The following is an 18,133-nucleotide window of genomic DNA, read 5'->3' as shown; positions in this document are numbered from 1 at the left end:
TCAGCTGCCGGCAGGGCGGGTCGGCGGCGGCAGGAGCTTGCCCGACTGGTAACCCATCGGATGCGGCTTCGGCGGCGGCGCGTCCGGATTCTTCTGCCAGCCCTTCCGGCCCTCGGCGAGGCCGCACTCGACGAAATGCACGAGCGGATTGCAGCCGCTCTCGCGCACGTCCGGATTGGCCTTCAGGTAGCCCTCGCCGCTGAACCCGGCGCTCGGGTCACGGCCCTCGCGCCAGCCGTAATGGATGTAGTGGACCAGCGGCCCCTGCGGAAACGCGCGCACGTCCGGATACCAGTACAGGTAATAGATCGGATCGAAGCCCGGCAGCGGGGTGCGAACGATCGACGACGGCGCTCGCCGCGTCGTCAGGGCCGACAGACTCAGCTTCTTCAGAAACTTCTTTACCGCGCGCACGGCTCTCAACGACTCTCTTGGACAGGTTAGCTGTCATCGGCGGATTGCACCGGCCTGTCCAGTACCGGCGGGTGACATCGGGCGCGCAGAACCGTTCGACGCGCCGACAGGGCGCGTCTTCCGCCGCCGTCGCGGCGCTGTCCCGTTCCAAGCGGATCAAGCCACAAGAACCCGGTAGACCACGCTGAACAAACCGGGCAAAAGTGGCAAATCGCGCAGAGAACGCGAGGGCTGTGGAGGCGTGGTGATGCGGCGGGTCGTCCTGCCCGTGGGGCTGGCGCTCGGCGCGGGTGCGCTCGGTGCGCTCACGCTGACCGAAGCCGGCATCGGCCTGCGCGTGAAGGCCGGCCCCATCCTCTCGGACCTGCATGATCGGTTTTCCGGGGTGACGACGCCCGCGGCGAATCAGCCGCCGACCGCACCGAGCCCCCGCCCTCGCGAGTCGCGGTGGAAGGCGGTCAGGCCGTCGTGCGGCTGACCGATGCGGAGCAGGCGCGGATCGGCGTCGCAACGGCGCGCCATAAGCGGATGCCCCACCGCATCGAGGTCCAGGCCTTCGGCTCGGTCCTCGATCTCGCGCGGGTCACGGAACTCACCAACAGCTACGCCAGCGCCAGGGCGCAGTTGCAGACCGCCGAAGCCAAGGCGGAAGTCTCGCGCGCCGCCTACACCCGGGCGCGCAGCCTCGGCCAGTACGCGACACAGGTGCAGCTGGAGACGGCCGAGGGCACCTTCCGCACGGACGAGGCGGCGCTCGCCGCGGCGCAGTCGCAGGTCCGGACCCTCGCGGCCACCGCGCAGCAGGAATGGGGCACGGTGATCGGGCGGGCCATCATCGAGCGTTCGCCCGTCATCACCCGGCTGATCGAGCGCACCGACTTCCTGGTGCAGGTGACGCTGCCGCCCGGCGAGACGCTGCGGGCGCCGCCCGGCACGGCCCATGCCGAGGTGCCGCCGCAGAGCGAGCGCGTCGCGCTGCGCTACGTCTCGCCCGCGACCCGGACCGACCAGCGCATTCAGGGCGTCAGCTACTTCTACACCGTGGCCGGCAACAGCGGGCTCCTGCCGGGCATGAGCACGCTCGCCTTCCTGACTTCGGAGCGCGAGACGACGGGCATCGCCGTGCCGGAAAGCGCCGTGGTGCACTGGCAGGGCGGCGCCTGGATCTACCGGAGCGTCGGCGACGACGCCTTTGCGCGCCATCCCCTCCGAGCCGACGCGCCGATCTCGGCCGACGCCTACGTCGTGGACGATCTCGGCGCGGAGGCGGAGATCGTCGTGACCGGGCCGCAGGCGGTTCTCTCCGAGGAGCTGAAGGGGCAGATCCAGTCCTCGGATGCGGACGACGATTGAGCATGCTCGACCAACGGCCCGCACGCGGACCGGCGCGCGACGATCCGCCGGGCCTCTCCCCTGCGCCCGTGACCTTGGGCCCTCAGGCCGCCCTGGTCGCCTTCGCGGTGCGCCGGCCCGGTATCGTCCTGGCGCTGGTCCTGGCGCTCGCCGTCTACGGCATCGTCGCCTTGGGTTCGGCCAAATACGACGTCTTCCCGGAATTCGCTCCGCCCACGGTGACGGTGCAGACCGAGGCGCCCGGCCTCAACCCCGAACAGGTCGAGACCCTGGTGACGCAGACGCTGGAGGTCGCGATCAGCGGCCTGCCGGGACTGGCGACGATGCGCTCGAACTCGATCCAGGGCCTCTCGGTCATCACCGCCACCTTCGCCTCCGGCAGCGACATCTACCGGGCCCGCCAGCTCGTGAACGAGCGTCTGGCCTCCATCACCGCGCGGTTGCCGCAGGGCGTGCTGCCCCCCACCATGACGGCGCTGACCTCCTCGACGAGTTCGGTCCTCCTCATCGGCCTGACCTCCCCGACGCAGTCGCTGATGGACCTGCGCACGGTGGCCGATTGGCGTCTGCGCCTGCGCCTGCTCGCCGCCCCCGGCGTCGGCGAGGTGCTGGTCTATGGCGGCGATCTCCGCTCGATCCGTATCCAGGTCCGGCCGCAGGATCTGGTGCGCTTCCGCATCGGCCTGAACGACGTGCTCTCGGCCGGCCGCAAGGCGACGGGCGTGCGCGGGGCGGGCTTCGTCGATACCGTCAACCAGCGCATCACCCTGCAGACCGAAGGGCAATCCCTGACCCCGGAGGCGGTGGCGCGCACCGTGCTCATCAACGAGGGCGGGGCGAGCGTGGTGCTCGGCGACGTCGCCGACGTGGCGGTGGCGCCGGAGCCGGCGATCAGCGCGGCCCTCGTCGATGGCAAACCGGGCGTGCTGCTGATGGTCGGCGCGCAATACGGCGCCAACACCCTCGACGTGACGGCCGGCGTCGAGGCGGCGCTCGCCGAGATGCGCCCCGGGCTGGAGCGCGATGGCACCACCCTGCGCACCGACCTGTTCCGCCCGGCGAGCTTCGTCACGCAGGCTACCGACAACGTGGTCCAGGCGCTGGCACTCGGCGGCATCCTCGTCGTCGTGGTGCTGTTCGTCTTCCTGGCCGACTGGCGTACGGCGCTGATCAGCGCCACGGCGATCCCGCTCTCCCTGATCGGCGCGGTGCTGATGCTCGGCCTGTTCGGCCAGAGCCTCAACACCATGACGCTGGGCGGCCTCGCCATCGCCATCGGCGAAGTGGTCGATGACGCGGTGATCGGCGTCGAGAACGTCATGCGCCGCATGCGCGAGAACCGCCGCGCCGCCGCGCCCTTACCCGGCGCACGGGTGGTGCTCGACGCGATCCTGGAAGTGCGCGTCTCGGTCGCCTACGCCACCTTCGCGGTGCTGCTCGTGTTCCTGCCGGTGCTGGCCCTGACCGGCGTGCCCGGTCGGCTGTTCGGCCCGTTGGCGCTGGCCTACATCCTCGCCGTGCTGACCTCGCTCGCCGTGGCGCTGACGGTCACGCCCGCACTGGCCCGCCTGCTGCTCGCCGGGCGCACCAACCTGCCGAGCCGCGAGCCGCCGGTCAGCCGCCGCGTGCGGGGCGTCTATATCAGCGGGCTCGCGCGGCTCAACCGTCACCCGCGTCTCGTCTTCGGCACCAGCCTCGCCCTGACGCTCGTAGCAGCCCTGCCGGTGCCGTTCTTCGGCGGCGTGTTCCTGCCGGACCTCAAGGAGGGGCATCTCATCCTGCACATGGCCTCGGCCCCCGGCACCTCCCTTCAGGAGACGCTGAGGCTCGGCGGGCGCATCACGGCGGGGCTGAAGGCGGTGCCCGGCGTGCGCGCGGTGGCCCAGCAGGTCGGGCGCGCCGAGGCAGGCTACGATCTCGGCGGCACGCATGACAGCGAGATCCATATCGACCTCGAACCGGGCCTCGACGGGGAGGGGCAGGAGCGGGCGGAGGCCGGCATCCGCGCACTGATGGCGGCGACGCCCGGCGCGAGCTTCTCGCTCAAGACCTTCCTGACCGAGCGCATCGAGGAGGTCGTCTCAGGGTTCACCGCGCCGGTCGTGATCAGCGTCACCGGCACGAATCTCGACCGGATCGAGGCCACCGCCCGCGACGTGGCGCGCGAACTCGCCGAGGTGCGCGGTGCGGCCGACGTCCAGCTCAAGTCGCCGCCGGGCCTGCCCCAGGTCAATGTGAGCCTGCGCCCGACCGACCTGCGCCACTGGGGCCTCGACGCGATCGAAGTCCTGGAAATCGTGCGCACGGCCTATCAGGGCGACATCGTCGGCCAAGCCTACGAGGGCAACGCCGTGTTCAACGTCGTCGTCGTGCTCGAACCGATCGTACGCACGCGCCTCTCGACGCTCGGCAACCTGCCGCTGCGCACGCCGAGCGGCAGCTACATCCGGCTCGCCCAGGTCGCCGACATCTACGAGACCGCCGGCCGCTACGCCGTCGGCCATATCGGCGCGCAGCGGGTGCGGGTCGTGACCGCGAATGTGGAGGGGCGCGACGTCGCCTCCTTCACCGAGGCCGCGAAACGGAAGATCGCCCGCGAGGTCGCGCAGCCCTCGGGCATCGATATCGGATTCGGGGGGGCGGCCGAGACGCAGGCCAAGGCGCGGCGCGAACTCGCGCTCTACGCAGGTCTCGCCGGTCTCGGGATCGTGCTCCTGCTCCTCGTCGTGACCGGCTCGCTGACCAATCTTGCCCTCGTCCTCGTCAACCTGCCCTTCGCCTTCGTCGGCGGCGTGCTGGCGGTGGCCTTGAGCGGCGCGGTGATCTCGCTGGGCTCGATCGTCGGCTTCGTGACCCTGTTCGGCATCTCGCTGCGCAACACCATCATGATGGTCGCGCATTACGAGCATCTGGTGCTGGTGGAAGGGCGGCCCTGGAACCTCGCGGCCGCCATCGAGGGCGCCGCCGACCGTCTCGTGCCGATCCTGATGACGTCCCTCGTCACCGGCCTCGGGCTGTTGCCGCTGGCGCTCGGTGCGGGTGAACCCGGCCGGGAGATCGAGGGCCCGATGGCCCTGGTCATCCTCGGCGGCCTCGCGACCTCGACTTTGCTCAACCTCGCCGTGCTGCCGATGCTGGCCCTGCGCTTCGCCCGGTTCAAGCCCGCGGAAGGCGCGCTGTGACCGTCGGACGGATGCGAGATCCCGCTTCCTATTCTGACGGGGCGTTGGCCCGCGGGCCTATCCTGTACCCTTTTAAAACGTCTCCGGCGCCATCTGGCGCCGGAGGGTCATCTGTTCCGTCTAGGCGTCTCACGACGCCGGCTCAGAAGGCGGCCTGCCGGGTTCTCACCTGATCGGCTGGTGTATCGATCCACTGGACCGAGCCGGGGAGGGCGAAGCCGCCCTGGCGGTGGACCGAGAGATCGCTGGTGGCCACACCCTGAGTTTCCAGGGTCAGCGCGCCGACCGTCTTGACGTTGTGGGCGCCGCCGATTTCCGCGGCGCGGGCGGGCACCGTGGCAAGCGCAGTGAAGGCCAACGCGGCGGTGGTGAGCGAGAGAAAGGTCTTGGACATCGAGATCAGCCTCTTTTCGTGCGGCGGGCTCCCCGTCGCTTCGTGAGACTGTATGTGCTGGGTCATGGCCCATGAATCAAATGGATCGATTTCATAATGCGCATCGATCACGTGCATCTATCCCGGCTCGATCTCAACCTGCTCGTCGCCCTCGACGCGCTGCTGACGGAGCGGAGCGTGACCCGCGCAGCCGGACGGATCGGCATCAGCCAGTCCGCGATGAGCCATGCCCTGGCGCGGCTGCGCACCGCCTTCTCGGATGAGCTGCTGACGCGGGGGCCCGACGGCATGCGGCCGACGCCGCGCGCGCTGGCGCTCCTGGGGCCGGTGCAAGCGGCACTGTCCCAGATTCAGGAGATCACGACGCCGCCGGCTGCCTTCGATCCGGCCACGGCCGACCTCACCTTCACCCTCGGCATCCCGGACTCGACCGAGGTGCTCCTGATGCCGACCCTCATCGCGCATCTGCAGGCGGTGGCACCGGGGGTGAAGCTCCTGCTGCACACGGTCGATCGGCACCGCATCCTCGACGACCTCGATACGGGGCGGGTCGATCTCGGCATCGGCGTGTTCGAGCAGGGCCAGACGCACCACAAGCGACGCATCCTCAACAAGGAGAGCTACCTCTGCATCTTCAACGCCGAGCTGGTTGGGGTGACGGCGCCGATCTCGCTCGACGACTACGTGCGGCTCCCGCACCTGCTCACGAGCCTGGTCGAGAGCGCCCACGGCGTGGTGGACGACGCGCTGGCCAAGATCGGCCGCAAGCGCGTCATCGCGCTGACCTCGCCGCGGTTCTCGGTGATGCCCTTCGTGGTGCGGCAAGCCCCCGTCATCGCCACGATGCACGCCCGGCTCGCGCGCTTCTTCGCCGACAGCATGGGCCTGACCGTCAGCCCGGCACCGATCACGCTGCCGGACGTCTCCATCTCGATGATCTGGCACACGTCCAACGACGCCATTCCCAGTCAGCGCTGGCTGCGGGAGACCATCATAAAGCTACGCAAATCCGATCCCCGGCCGCCGACCGACGGCTCTCACGCGACATCCGATTGATCCCTTCGGGATGACGGATGGCGGCGTCGCTCAGGCGCCGTGGGCTTCCCGCATCAGCCGTGCACCGGCGTCATCGCCTCGGCAACGGCCTGAAGGCGGTCGCGAGCATCACGGCGGCAGAGAGAGGGGGGGTGCGAGACGGCATCGTTCCCCGGCGGGAATGCGGTCTCGGCAATGAATGGTCGGAGTGGCCGGACTTGAACCGACGCCTTGTGCCCGCCCAGATTGGCCTAGATTATAGAAAGCCAGCATCTTTTCCACCAAATTCCGAAAGTATGCGTTAGAAGTAGCAATGACTTAGGCGGATTTCGCAAAGCGGATATCATCCGCCTCGACTGCCTTGCGCGCGGTGTGCTGGTCGCCGAATGGCCCGCGAGTTCGGCTCGTCGGATGGCGATCCCTCCCCACAGTCGGCTAAATCTTCAAGGCCAAGGCCGTAACCGCCAAGCAAGTAAACGGGGCGGTCGATGCTGACCAAGCCGATCTCGGCACCACCACCCACCTGATCGCCGAAGGATACAGCCTGGAGCTCGCCGCGGCCGTCGCCGGGCACGGCTGGGCGAGTTTGGTCGTGGCCAATCCCGAGAGCCAATCACGCCCTTTACAATCCGAACTTCGTCGTGCCGGGTTGAAGCAGTCGCTGCCGCCCAGTGGCGGTGGATGGTGCTGCCGTAGAGGTCGAGCGAGTCCGCCTCACTACCGTGCTTGCAGACGCGCTGGCCGCTCAGTGCGATTGGGACCGCTGCAACGTCTGAGTGGAGATGTGCTGGCGAGAATGTTGCTCGGCTCCGTGCATCTCGTCAGCGCCGATGTGGGACGCTGATATGCGGCGGGATTGGCTGGGCGGCACAGGTGACGCCTATTGATCCGATGTGCTAGCTCAGCCCAGCAATTAGGAGGCTTCGCTATGCAGCTGAAATCCGCTCAGCGCGGAAATCATAAAGCCGGGCATCAAGCTCGGCTCTGCCATAGCTAAGGCGAATCCAATCACGACAGATCCGACCTAGACCCATCTCCAGGTTGCAGTGTTGCTGGCAGTGAGATTTGCGGCAGCGTGAGCATATAAACGGTTTCAAGGTCCTAACATGCCGAAGTACCAGCACGCCATTCTGAACACCTCTCGCTGGGAAAGCGAAACAATCGTTGAGTGGCTTGAATATTACATTTCATTGGGATTCGACCACGCCTACATATATTGCAATGACGACGATCCGGTAGAAATGTACGATAAATTAAGGCCCTACATCGAGCGCCAAACCCCCTACGTCACGTTCCATCATGTCCCTTACCAGGGCCAGCAGCCAGCTTGCTGGATCCATTTCCTCGAGAATTACAAGCACGAGACCGAATGGTTTTTGTTCATCGACGCAGATGAGTTTCTGGCCCTCAAACCGCACAATAACATCAAAAATTTTATGTCGGAGTTCGAACGAGAGTTTGACTGCATTCATTTCAATTGGATTTGGTTCGGGCCCGAAGACTTCGAGGAACGCCCAAAGGGCAGCACGCTCCTGCAATTCACCCACCGTGAAGACGAGCGACGGCAGATGAATTACTTTACGAAAACGATCAATCGCAGCGCCGCCATCGATCCTCGGAAGATCGGGCGACCGCCGATCGACATGCTCAACCATCGTTGGCCACCGACTATTTCCGCGAGCTTGCGTGAGGCCAATGTCCTCGGCGAGTCGATGACCGATTTCATGTCGAACTTCCCAGCATCGGCCGAGCAATTCATGTCCGACATTGGGCGGCGCGAGCGTATAGTCGCGAAAGCTGTGCTTTATCATTTTTTGTTTCGATCGAGGAAGGACTTTCAACGTCGAGTCGAAAGGGGCACGCTGGGAGCCTATTACTTCCAGCCGATGTGGGGAACGCTTCCAACCCGGCATGAGGAATTCGCCGCTTTTCTGGGCGGACTTGCGGAGCGTGAGGACCTGTATCTTCACGACTACTGGCGCGACCAAGTCGAGGCCGTCCGTAGCCGGGCGAGAGCCACCTCCATCGTCAAGCCGCACGGCGGAACGAACTTGGCGCGCGCGGCCCGTGCGACGCAGAGCTCCATATGTCAGTGGTCAAGAGGTCAGACCGTCGAGGAAGACGCGCGCGGGGCGATCAACGGCACAGTCACCGGTGCCGACGGCTTCCACACTCAGCACGAGCCCAATCCCTGGTGGATCGCCGACCTTGGATCAGTGCTGTCGCTTGACGAAATACGAGTCTTTAACTCGCTTAAAGACCCAGGCATGGCCGCACGCGCTTACCCGCTTGTCATCGACACGTCCTGCGATGGTCAAACGTGGGAACGCCTGTTCTTCAATAACGGCAACTCTCCCTACGGAGGTGCCGATGGCCACCCGCTGATTGTGCGAGCACAGGGCAAGGCCCGATACGTCAAGCTCTGGCTCGCCGCGACAGACTACTTCCATCTCGACGAGGTCGAAATCTATGGCCCCAAGCAAGAAGACTAATTTCGTGATCAGGATGGTTGAGGCACGAGGCTAGCAAGGTACAAAAAGCCCGCCGCGTAGAGCGCGGCGGGGGCTGAACTATGGCCGCTTGCTAGTACGAGCGCAGCATCTCGATATCGTGCGCGCGGCAGCAGTCGCGGAACAAATCAATCTTCTCAGTCGGAATGAAAGCGTAATTCCACCCCTTGTCCGGCACTATAACCTTCGTGTGAATTACCACATCGGGCCGCATCCGGAACGGAATATACTCGAGCCCTTCCAACATCTTGGATAAATCGAATAAAGATTTGTAGGCTCCGCTTAGGATCTCTGCAAACACAATCGGTCGATCCTCGGCAAGGGTCCTAGTCGCCCCGCGCAAGAACGCCGCTTCGTGGCCTTCGATGTCCGCCTTTACCACGGCCAGCTTCCGGGAAAGCTTCAGGCTATCAAGCGTTCGAATTGGCACCTCGATCGTATTTGCTGCCTCCTTGAAATCAGCCTCCAACGAAGCGCTCGTTTCGAGCAGGCCATGCCCCGGATCGGGAAGGTGTAACGCGGCCGTGCCCTCGGCATCGCTAAGAGCGCATTCATTGATCTCGACCTGATGGGCAACCCCGTTCAAATGAAGATTTTTAATAAGCACGTCCCGCGCCTCAGGAAGAGGCTCAAAGGCGTATACATGCGCGGTATTTTTAGTTTTCGCCGCCAAAACCGAGTATATACCGATGTTTCCGCCAACGTCACAGAGTGACCCCTCTGTTCTAGACAGCGCCGCCATCAGCATTATGGGAAGTGGGGTTTCATAGGCGCCGGCCGCGAGGCTTTCGACAGACAAAATTGTACCAGGATGCTCTGTTAATTTGATTTCCCGGCCTGCGAATGAAAAGCTATAATGATCCGCCTTACCGCTATGCTCATGTATTCTATAATTCGACATACTCAAACCCCTCGGGTTATTTGATCGCCAACGTTCTAGCCGCCGCCGCCGCCGTGGGCAAGTCAGGTGAACCCGCCATCTACCAGTCGGACAAGGAAGCTCGCTTCCATTTATTCACCGCAACACACCTATATTCGAAGTTCTGATCCCACGCTCGTTGTCCAACCCGACATGGCGAATTCGAGGTCGCTGGTGCGGTTGATCCAGTCTCCGTGATCCTGGAAGTGGTCAGGCTGCCGTCCGGACCTACGCTCCAGCCGAGGCCCGCGATTTGGGAGGTTGAGTAGTTCCCCTGGAGTAGGATACCAATCGGCGCCACCGATCCATCTCGTATCGAAGCTAAGCTTTTTTTGCCGCCGATATTGACAGAGGTTGGGCTGTTTGAATTGTCCTCGATTGCAGCAGAGGAGCGCCCACCGTTGATCTGAATGGCACGCGGACCACCCGCGCCGAGCACTAGATCGGCAATCGTCTTACTGCCCGCAGTCTGCAGGGTCGTAGGGCCGGCTGTCACATCTTGGATCGTTGCGATTGAGTGCGGTCCGCCACCAATCCCTGAGGAACCGAAACCGAGACCAATCGGTGTGGCGGTGTCAATTTCGATGGCTGACTGAGAGGCGACCTTGTCACCGTTGATCCTCAGGGCCCAAATCGAAGAATATCCAGTGGTTGAAGAACCCTCGCCGGTGATCTGAACGCCGTGAGTAACCTGCGCATTTCCCGCAAGCCCCACCCGAACAGCGGTACAGTCCGTCACTCCCAGTGCACAATCGTGGCCGCTGTTGTTAGCATAATCAAACTCAACACCCGGAAAAAAATTACCGATCTTCGGCTTCGTATTTATGTGGTAATTAAAGGCCGCGCCCCAAGCGGAGCCAGCCCCATCTACGACATTCGTTTCAAAATATGAGCCAACTTTGGCGTTGATAGCGGCATCGTTGATCCAGTCCCACTTCACCGTGCCATCGGTGACGGTGAACGGCAGGCGATCGGGGCGGGAGCCCAGCAGTTTTGTTGAGGCTGCGGTCGTTCCTGCCTGTGTCGCCCGGTAGACAGCATTCCCAACGGCGACATTATCTCCAGCCTTATAAGGGGAATTCGGCTTATACGGCAAGGTGTATCCGGTGCCAATTGTTGTGGTAACTGCGAGGGTTTGCTCTTGCGTCTGCCCGTCGCCGTTAGTCGATGCAGATAAAAGCAGAGAAGCCCTTTGATGGTCGAAGAAATCCGACTGTATAGAGCCGCTAGCGGGGCCATGGATGCACGATAAGGCGGGGCAGAACGAAATTCTGTTTCCGGCTCCCAACATAATGGCATTTGGGTTTTTCGTGCCAGCGAGCGACCTATCTAGCCCTTGGACTTCCTTGACCAAGGCTGCGCCAGACGGTTCCTGATCTACCCGTAAGGCTTTTAGAGGTGGATTGTCGTTTGCTGGAGCTGGGGTTCGCTTGGCGTTTGGTAATGGCTGAGCCAGTGCCGCAAAGGGTAGTATCGCAAGAACGGCCAAGGCGCGAAGGCGCATCGCTTCAACCTCACAGGTGGCACCTAGAGGCCGGAGGCTTAGCAGCACTTCCCGCGGACCAGAAATCCCGATGAGCTTAACTGACCTGTCGAGCCAAGCACCAACTCAGGCGGCATCTTGGGCATAAGAAAAAACCCCGAGGCTGAAGCCTCGGGGCGGTAGCGTGGTCGAGGATGCTTGGCGGGATCAGCCGGACGAGCGTCCCATGATGGCTTTGAGCATCGTCTCGCGCGTCTCCTTCATTTCGTCACGTACCGAGGACACGAGATTGTCAACGCGGCGCTCCATCCGGGTAATGACGTCGCCGGTCACCTAGGTTCGAGCGACTTCGACTGACGCCAAGCAAGCGCAGACGGCTGCGCGGCGGCACGCCGGCGAAGGGCTACGTCGCGATGCGCGGCACGGATCCGAAGGGCGAGACCCGCAACACCTGCTACCATCTGGTGCGGATCGCGACCACTATGGGTCACTGACAGGCGCTCGCACAAAAGATTCTAGACCGGTATCTAGCCTAGCCTCAGACGTTGGTCGAGTCGGCGATAGCGAAGCTCAGCGAACAGCGCCTGAACAGGAAGCTGCAAACAACCTGCAAAACGGCGGCAGCGCGGGAAGCTGAGCCTGCCCCAGGTCATCGAAAAGAAATGGTCGGAGTGGCCGGACTTGAACCGACGACCCCCTGTCCCCCAGACAGGTGCGCTACCGGGCTGCGCTACACTCCGACGCCCTTACGGCCCGCGGCTCATAGCGGTCCGCTTCGGACAGCGCAAGCCCTTCCGCGAACGCCGAACCGCAGGGTGCGGTCCTTCACCCTGCGGACGAGACCTGTGCACGAGCGCGTGCCGACCCTCGAAATTTGATTCAGCGCATTGCTCGGCCGTACGGCGTCGCGCAGGACGGCAGACAGGGGGCGCGCCGGCTCCCTGTGTCGTTGACTCCGCGCAGGCAACAGCGAAGCAACTTCAACGAAATTTGCGAGCGCCCTTCTCAAAGGCGTAGCAACGACTTATCGTGATGAGAGTGCGATGATTTTGCCGGGCCATGTCTAGAAAATCGCTTGACCTGACGTTGGAAATTCTGAAGTCGCTCGATCGAGCGCATTCGCGTGAGGATATCCTGCGGGCCATCATGCCGCGGCTCAACGCGCTGGGCATCGAATACGTCATCTCGGCGATGATTCCACTGAAACGCCTGCCGGCGCGGACACAAAAGAACTACCTTATTTTAGAGAATACTCCCGACGAGTGGAACCGGCTCTACTTTTCGAAGGGCTATATGTATACGGACCCGGTCGTGCAGGCGACCCTGTCCAGCACGACCGGCTTCCGCTGGTCGGAGATCGAACCGGCGGGCGTGCTCGACCCCCGCTCGCGGCAGGTGATGAACGAGGCCGGCGAGTTCGGCCTCGGCGACGGCTTTACGGTGCCGCTCGCCACGCTGGAGGAGGAGCGCGGCGGCCTCACCTTCGCGGGTCGGCAGCTCGATATTAGCCCAGGACAGCGCGGGATGCTCACCCTGCTCGCCTCCTACGTGGTCGGGCAGACGCTGCTCATCGACAACGGCCCCAGCGAACGCCGGATGGGACTGACCCCGCGCGAACGCGAGAGCCTGCAATGGGTCGCCGAGGGCAAGACCGATTGGGAAATCGGCGAGTTGATGGGCATCTCGCGGCACGGCGTCGATTTCCATCTGCGCTCCGCCCGGGTGAAACTCGGCTGCGTGTCCCGTACACAAGCGGTGGCCGAGGGGTTCAGGCGCGGCCTGATCATCTGAGCGGACCAGACCGTGCCGCCATCGACCGCCCGACTCAGGTCGAAGAGCCGCCGGAAGGGTGAGCCGCGGCGCGACCGAAGCACCGCGCGTGGCGAGCTTTCGAAAACAGGCAATGCAAGATTGCATGTCCGGCGCATCGCGCCCGGCGCGATATCCGGATCGCTGCACGGGGCGACGCCATCCGCCGGCGCTTGGAGCCGCGCGGACGCGGTGCAGGATCGCGCCGCAGCGCTCATGACCACGGTAATGTGAGCCGCTCCTCCGCCGGCTGTCGGCAAGTTCTGTATTGTTTTACACATTCAATCCAAGATAGAGACGTGGGCCGCGCGATTTGCGAGAGTGGCGGAATAAGCGCTCGCGGACTGGCTTAATTCCCGAACGGCAAAAGACCGCCCGAACGAAACCCTACGGGTTCTCGTAGTGCCGCGACACGACTGGATTTGGGACGAACACTTCAGGTTTCTGAAGAGGTGTTCCGATGATCCATGTCGTCACCGCTGAAAACATGCAGGACTATGCCGGTGCGCTCGATCAGGCCTTCCGCCTGAGACACCGTGTCTTCGTCGAAGAACTGGGCTGGTCCAACCTCGCTCGCCCGGACCGGCGCGAAATCGACGAGTTCGACGACGAGCACGCCATCCACCTCCTCGCCCTCGACGAAACCGAGTCCGTCATCGGCTATTCGCGCCTGTTGCCGACGACCCGGCCCTACCTGCTGCCGATGGTGTTGCCGCAGCTTTGCGAAGGGGCGGCGCCGTCGGGCGCGCATATCGTCGAATGGGGCCGCATCTGCGTCGCGGAATGCGCCCGGACCTCGGGCCGGCGGCTCAACCCGACGGCCCTGGCCCTGATGACGGCCATCGTCGAGTGGGGGCTGCCGCGGGGGATCACCAGCTTCATCTCCGAAATGCCGACGAGCTGGATCCTGCGCCTGCTGCAACTGCACCTGCGCGCGATGCCCCTCGGCCTGCCCCACGAAATCGAGGGCGAGGAGATCGTCGCGGTCGAGGCGGCCTTCGACGGCCGCTCGCTGCGCCAGCTCCAGAACAAGCGCGGCGACATCCGCTCGGTGCTGGCCCCGCCGCGGGTCAGCTTCGCCCGGCTCGCCTCCTGACGGACGCGGCGACGGGTGCGCCGCATCCGTCGCCGGACATCGGCACCGCGATCCGGCCGCCCTGGCAGGACGCAGCCATCACAAGCCTGACGCTTTGTGCGCGGGGAGTAGTACCTTGAAACGCAGACGCAGTGACGCCCGGTACGCAACGGTTCCGGGGCTCGCCGGAACCATGACGACGCCTGGAATCGTCGGAACCTGGGAGTGGGATCCGGCGACCGGATGCTTCATCCTCGACGAGGGAGCCGCCGAGTTGATGGCGGGGGATGCCGGCCTTGCCGGACACCCCCTGCGCAGCGAGCGGGCGACCGCGGGCCTCGATGCGTCGGTGGCCGCCCGCTTCCTCGGCGACGTCCGCCACGCCGCCGAGCAGGAGGACGACGTCGCGGTCGATCTCTGGGTTCCCTCACTCTCCGGACCCAAGCGCCGGCTTTTGTGCCGCGGCCGGATTCACCGGGACGCGCGGCAGCAACCCGTGCGCGGGGAGGGGACGCTGATCGACACCGCCGATCCCGGTGTGCAGGCACGGACCCTGCGGGAGCTGGAACACGCGGCCGCGGCCGATGCCATCGACGAGGCTGCCGGACTCATCATCGCGGCGCGCCGTGCGATCGATGCCAGCGGCAAGCCCCGGCTGCGCCAGCTCGTCGATGTCCTCCTGCTCGAGATCGCCCGGGAGATCGCGAGCCGCAGCACCGAGCTGGATCGGCAACAGCACTAGATCCGCGGCGCAAGGCCTGACCAAAGACCCGCGGCCAAAGACCTGCAGCGATGACCCGGTGACGGTCGCCAGGATCACGGAATCCGGTCTATGCAGCCGGCCATGCAAGCCTGTCTCGCCATCGACCTGACCCGTCTCATCACTCGGCTCCGTCATGCCAGCCCGACCGGCATCGACCGGGTCGATCTTGCCTATGCCCGGCACATCCTGTCCCAGGGCGCGGAGGGCACGTGCTTCGGGCTCGTCTCGACGGCGTACGGCCCGCGCGTCCTCGACCGCGCGACCGCGCGCGGCATCGTCGAGGCGGTCGCCGCGGGCTGGGTCGAGGACGTGGTCGCCGAGGCCGATCCGGTGTTTCAGGCGCTCGCGGCCTCGCTTGCGGGCGACTCCCACCCGTTCCCGAAGGCAGCACGGCGCCGGGCGGAGGGCGGGCTCGACCGACGTCGCCTTCAGGCCGAAACCGGATTGCGGGTGCTGCGCTCGGGCGGGATCGAGCGCCTGCCCGAGGGAACGATCTATCTTCACACCTCGCACCTGCGGCTCGACCGGCCCGAACGCTTCGATTGGCTCTATTCGCGGCGCGACGTGCGGCCGGTCTTCTTCGTCCACGACCTGATTCCGATCTCCCACCCCGAATACGGCCGGCCGGGCGAGGCCGAGCGCCACGCGATCCGGATGGAGACCGTGGCGCGCCACGCCGCGCAGGTGCTCGTCAATTCGGGCGATGTCGGCGCCCGCTTCACGGATTACGCGCGGCAGCGGGGCCTGGGCCCGACGCCGGTGACCGTGGTCCCCCTCGGCGTCGAGCCCGTCTTCTCGAGCGGCGCGGGCGAGGCGGGGCTGCCGGCGCTCGCGCGGCCGACCTTCCTCGTTTGCGGCACGATCGAGCCGCGCAAGAACCACCTGCTGCTGCTCAACCTCTGGCGCGATCTCGCCGAGCGCAACGGCGCCGAGACCGGTGCGGCGATCCCGCGGCTCGTCCTGATCGGCCGGCGCGGCTGGGAGATCGAGAACGTCGCCGACATGCTCGACCGCTGCGAGGCCATCCGCCCGCATGTGAGCGAGGTGGTCGGCCTGTCCACCCACGGCCTCGCGCGGTTGATGCGGGGCGCCACCGCCCTGCTGATGCCCTCCTTCATCGAAGGCTACGGCCTGCCGGTGGTCGAAGCCGCCGCCAGCGGCCTTCCGGTCGTCGCCTCCGACATCCCCGTGCACCGGGAGATCGGCAGCGGTTTCGCCCATTTCCTCGATCCGCTCGACGGACCGGGCTGGACGGCGGCGGTGCGGGCCTTGAGCGAACCGGGCTCCCGGTTGCGGACGGAGCTGGCGGGGCGGCTCGCTGCCTACGAACCGCCAAGCTGGACCGCGCATTTCGAGCGGGTCGATGCCGCACTCGCCAGCCTGCCCGCCGCTGTTGCGCCGCACGGGCGAGAAGACTTAAGAAATCCCCGCTCGATGTGACCCGCCCCCTTCCGCGGCGGCTCCCTCCCTTTGGAAAGATCGGTTGCGATGAAGGTGGTCGACCTCGACCGCGAGACGGTCAAGCAGGGCTTGGCGGACGGCTCGCTGCTGCTCATCGATGTGCGTGAGGATCATGAATTCGCCCGTGGGCGCATTCCCGGCTCCGTCTCGCACCCGCTCTCGAGCTTTGACCCTGAAGCCTTGAAGGCGCTGATCGCAGCGGACGGGCGCCGCCCGGTCTTCTCCTGCGCCTCGGGCGTGCGCTCCGTCCATGCGATCGCCGCCGCGCAGCAATCCGGCCTCGATGTGAGCGAGCATTACGCGGGGGCCTTCAAGGATTGGTACGCCGCCGGAGAACCGGTTGAATCCTAGATACGGCACGCCTGCGTTGCAGAGCGCCGAACCGTTCCTTCCGCGATGGACCGCCATGTGCGGGAGCGCACGCCCCACTCGAGGTTGCGGGGACTAGGCCGCGCCATGCAGGGAACCGAATGATGCGTAGCCTCAGGCCTCTTCTACTCGCCACACCGCTGATCGCCTCCGCGCTGCTGGGTGCCGGGCCGGCTGGCGCGCAGATGCCGGGCGCGCCGCCGCCCGGCGTGACCGTCGCCAAGCCGGTGGTGCGGGAGATCGTCGAGCAGGACCAGTATACCGGCCGGTTCGACCCGATCGAATTCGTCGAGGTCCGCGCCCGCGTAACCGGCTACCTCGACAAGATCATGTTCCAGGACGGCGCGAACGTGAAGAAGGGCGAAGTGCTCTTCATCATCGACCGCCGCCCCTACAAGGCGGCTCTGGAGCAAGCCCAGGCCGCGCTCACCTCGGCCAAGGCGCGGCTCTCCTTCACCCAGACGGATCTGGAGCGTGCCCAGGTGCTGTCGCGCGGCGGCAACATCTCCGAGCAGGTCACCGACCAGCGCCGTCAGGCCTCGCAGACCGCCCAGGCCGACGTGGACAGCGCGGAAGCGGCGCTTCGCAACGCGCAGCTCAACTACGACTTCACGGAAGTGAAATCGCCGATCAACGGGCGGATCAGCCAGCGTCTCGTCACCGAGGGCAACATCGTCAGCACCGACCAGACGATCCTGGCCCGGATCGTCTCGCTCGATCCGGTCTATTTCGGCTTCACCGTCGATGAGCGCTCGTTCCTGAAATACCAGGGCTCACTCGGCATCGGCATGGGCCAGATGCAGCGCGGCAAGGGCGCTCCGGTGCAGATCGCCCTGTCCGGCGAGGAGAAGCCGACCCGCAAGGGCACGCTCGACTTCGTCGACAACCGGGTCGACAACCAGACCGGCACGATGCTCCTGCGCGCCACCGTCGAGAACCCGGACAACTTCATCAAGCCGGGCCTGTTCGGCATCGTCGCGATGCCCGCGACCAAGCCGTTCCAGGGCATCCTGATCCCCGACGAGGCGGTCTCGGCCAACCAGGACAAGCGCATCGTCTACGTGCTCGGCGATGGCGACAAGGTCTCGGCCAGGACCGTGAAGCTCGGGCCGATCGTCGACGGCTACCGCGTGGTCCGCGACGGCCTGAAGGGCGACGAACTCGTGGTGGTCAACGGCGTCGCCAAGGTCCGCCCGGGCGCGCAGGTGAAGCCCGAGACGGTCGAGCTGCCGCCGTCGAAGAAGTGACGTCGCGGTGATGCGGCACCGTCGCGGGGGCGAGGCGGGACGCGGACAGTAAAGATTTTCGAGCGCCGACGCTCCCGGACCGACCGGGGATGCCGGCCTGGACGCAGACGGCAAGCCGC

14 protein-coding genes, 1 tRNA gene and 1 pseudogene are annotated in these 18,133 nt (G+C 65.3%); 10 read left to right on the top strand and 6 right to left on the bottom strand.

Translation table 11 applies throughout. The features are described 5' to 3' along the window. Positions 1 to 414: a hypothetical protein gene (locus MSPGM_RS23450; protein ID WP_003601635.1), complete on the bottom strand. Its 414-nt coding sequence runs from the start codon at positions 412 to 414 to the stop codon at positions 1 to 3. Positions 415 to 661: 247 nt separating this feature from the next. Between MSPGM_RS23450 and MSPGM_RS23440 the strand changes: the two are divergent. Continuing rightward, positions 662 to 1,767, top strand: a pseudogene (locus tag MSPGM_RS23440) (efflux RND transporter periplasmic adaptor subunit). Between the two features lie 2 nt (positions 1,768 to 1,769). Beyond that, positions 1,770 to 4,949, top strand: a complete 3,180-nt coding sequence (locus tag MSPGM_RS23435; protein WP_003601637.1) for an efflux RND transporter permease subunit — start codon at positions 1,770 to 1,772, stop codon at positions 4,947 to 4,949. A 142-nt stretch (positions 4,950 to 5,091) separates the two neighbouring features. Here MSPGM_RS23435 and MSPGM_RS23430 read toward each other — a convergent pair whose 3' ends face one another. After that, positions 5,092 to 5,343, bottom strand: coding sequence for a hypothetical protein (locus MSPGM_RS23430; RefSeq protein WP_003601638.1), 252 nt, complete (start codon positions 5,341 to 5,343; stop codon positions 5,092 to 5,094). A 96-nt stretch (positions 5,344 to 5,439) separates the two neighbouring features. Here MSPGM_RS23430 and MSPGM_RS23425 point away from each other — a divergent pair, with 96 nt between their 5' ends. After that, positions 5,440 to 6,399, top strand: a complete 960-nt coding sequence (locus MSPGM_RS23425) for a LysR family transcriptional regulator (RefSeq protein WP_003601639.1) — start codon at positions 5,440 to 5,442, stop codon at positions 6,397 to 6,399. Between the two features lie 1,085 nt (positions 6,400 to 7,484). Beyond that, positions 7,485 to 8,870: a glycosyltransferase family 2 protein gene (locus MSPGM_RS23420; RefSeq protein WP_003600181.1), complete on the top strand. Its 1,386-nt coding sequence runs from the start codon at positions 7,485 to 7,487 to the stop codon at positions 8,868 to 8,870. 91 nt (positions 8,871 to 8,961) lie between these two features. Here MSPGM_RS23420 and MSPGM_RS23415 read toward each other — a convergent pair whose 3' ends face one another. The 4 genes from MSPGM_RS23415 to MSPGM_RS23400 form a co-directional block, all read right to left on the bottom strand. Beyond that, positions 8,962 to 9,687, bottom strand: coding sequence for an FkbM family methyltransferase (locus MSPGM_RS23415; RefSeq protein WP_261926024.1), 726 nt, complete (start codon positions 9,685 to 9,687; stop codon positions 8,962 to 8,964). Between the two features lie 181 nt (positions 9,688 to 9,868). After that, positions 9,869 to 11,161: a hypothetical protein gene (locus tag MSPGM_RS23410; RefSeq protein WP_131473071.1), complete on the bottom strand. Its 1,293-nt coding sequence runs from the start codon at positions 11,159 to 11,161 to the stop codon at positions 9,869 to 9,871. Positions 11,162 to 11,497: 336 nt separating this feature from the next. Beyond that, entirely contained in the window at positions 11,498 to 11,623 is a 126-nt protein-coding gene (locus MSPGM_RS23405) for a hypothetical protein (protein WP_261926023.1), read from the bottom strand. 330 nt (positions 11,624 to 11,953) lie between these two features. Further along, a tRNA-Pro gene (locus MSPGM_RS23400) sits at positions 11,954 to 12,030 on the bottom strand. A gap of 319 nt (positions 12,031 to 12,349) precedes the next feature. Between MSPGM_RS23400 and MSPGM_RS23395 the strand changes: the two genes are divergently transcribed. The 6 genes from MSPGM_RS23395 to MSPGM_RS23370 all read left to right on the top strand — a co-directional run bounded on the left by MSPGM_RS23395 (position 12,350) and on the right by MSPGM_RS23370 (position 18,014). Next, a complete protein-coding gene (locus tag MSPGM_RS23395; protein WP_003600176.1) occupies positions 12,350 to 13,081 on the top strand; it encodes a helix-turn-helix transcriptional regulator in 732 nt (243 codons plus the stop codon). A 478-nt stretch (positions 13,082 to 13,559) separates the two neighbouring features. Then, positions 13,560 to 14,195: an acyl-homoserine-lactone synthase gene (locus MSPGM_RS23390; RefSeq protein WP_012255589.1), complete on the top strand. Its 636-nt coding sequence runs from the start codon at positions 13,560 to 13,562 to the stop codon at positions 14,193 to 14,195. 256 nt (positions 14,196 to 14,451) lie between these two features. Continuing rightward, positions 14,452 to 14,916 carry a hypothetical protein gene (locus tag MSPGM_RS23385; protein ID WP_245265582.1) on the top strand — a complete coding sequence of 155 codons (465 nt, stop codon included), beginning with the start codon at positions 14,452 to 14,454 and terminating at the stop codon, positions 14,914 to 14,916. A 90-nt stretch (positions 14,917 to 15,006) separates the two neighbouring features. Further along, positions 15,007 to 16,377, top strand: coding sequence for a glycosyltransferase family 4 protein (locus MSPGM_RS23380; protein WP_003600170.1), 1,371 nt, complete (start codon positions 15,007 to 15,009; stop codon positions 16,375 to 16,377). 48 nt (positions 16,378 to 16,425) lie between these two features. After that, positions 16,426 to 16,749, top strand: coding sequence for a rhodanese-like domain-containing protein (locus MSPGM_RS23375; RefSeq protein ID WP_003600168.1), 324 nt, complete (start codon positions 16,426 to 16,428; stop codon positions 16,747 to 16,749). A gap of 119 nt (positions 16,750 to 16,868) precedes the next feature. Beyond that, a complete protein-coding gene (locus tag MSPGM_RS23370) occupies positions 16,869 to 18,014 on the top strand; it encodes an efflux RND transporter periplasmic adaptor subunit (RefSeq protein WP_012255586.1) in 1,146 nt (381 codons plus the stop codon). Positions 18,015 to 18,133: the final 119 nt, after the last annotated feature.

Origin of the sequence: Methylorubrum sp. GM97 (assembly GCF_024347855.1) — a bacterium.
In the GTDB taxonomy this organism is placed as follows: domain Bacteria; phylum Pseudomonadota; class Alphaproteobacteria; order Rhizobiales; family Beijerinckiaceae; genus Methylobacterium; species Methylobacterium extorquens.
Note: the sequence above shows the minus strand (reverse complement) of the source record. Positions and strands in the feature narration are given on the sequence as shown.

What these genes read in the sequence shown, in the direction of transcription:
- MSPGM_RS23435 (WP_003601637.1), top strand. Translation starts at nt 1,770, where the DNA reads ATGCTCGACCAACGGCCCGCACGCGGACCGGCGCGCGACGATCCGCCG.
- MSPGM_RS23430 (WP_003601638.1), bottom strand. Translation starts at nt 5,343, where the DNA reads ATGTCCAAGACCTTTCTCTCGCTCACCACCGCCGCGTTGGCCTTCACT.
- MSPGM_RS23385 (WP_245265582.1), top strand. Translation starts at nt 14,452, where the DNA reads ATGGCGGGGGATGCCGGCCTTGCCGGACACCCCCTGCGCAGCGAGCGG.
- MSPGM_RS23395 (WP_003600176.1), top strand. Translation starts at nt 12,350, where the DNA reads ATGTCTAGAAAATCGCTTGACCTGACGTTGGAAATTCTGAAGTCGCTC.
- MSPGM_RS23370 (WP_012255586.1), top strand. Translation starts at nt 16,869, where the DNA reads ATGATGCGTAGCCTCAGGCCTCTTCTACTCGCCACACCGCTGATCGCC.
- MSPGM_RS23425 (WP_003601639.1), top strand. Translation starts at nt 5,440, where the DNA reads ATGCGCATCGATCACGTGCATCTATCCCGGCTCGATCTCAACCTGCTC.
- MSPGM_RS23375 (WP_003600168.1), top strand. Translation starts at nt 16,426, where the DNA reads ATGAAGGTGGTCGACCTCGACCGCGAGACGGTCAAGCAGGGCTTGGCG.
- MSPGM_RS23390 (WP_012255589.1), top strand. Translation starts at nt 13,560, where the DNA reads ATGATCCATGTCGTCACCGCTGAAAACATGCAGGACTATGCCGGTGCG.
- MSPGM_RS23420 (WP_003600181.1), top strand. Translation starts at nt 7,485, where the DNA reads ATGCCGAAGTACCAGCACGCCATTCTGAACACCTCTCGCTGGGAAAGC.
- MSPGM_RS23380 (WP_003600170.1), top strand. Translation starts at nt 15,007, where the DNA reads ATGCAGCCGGCCATGCAAGCCTGTCTCGCCATCGACCTGACCCGTCTC.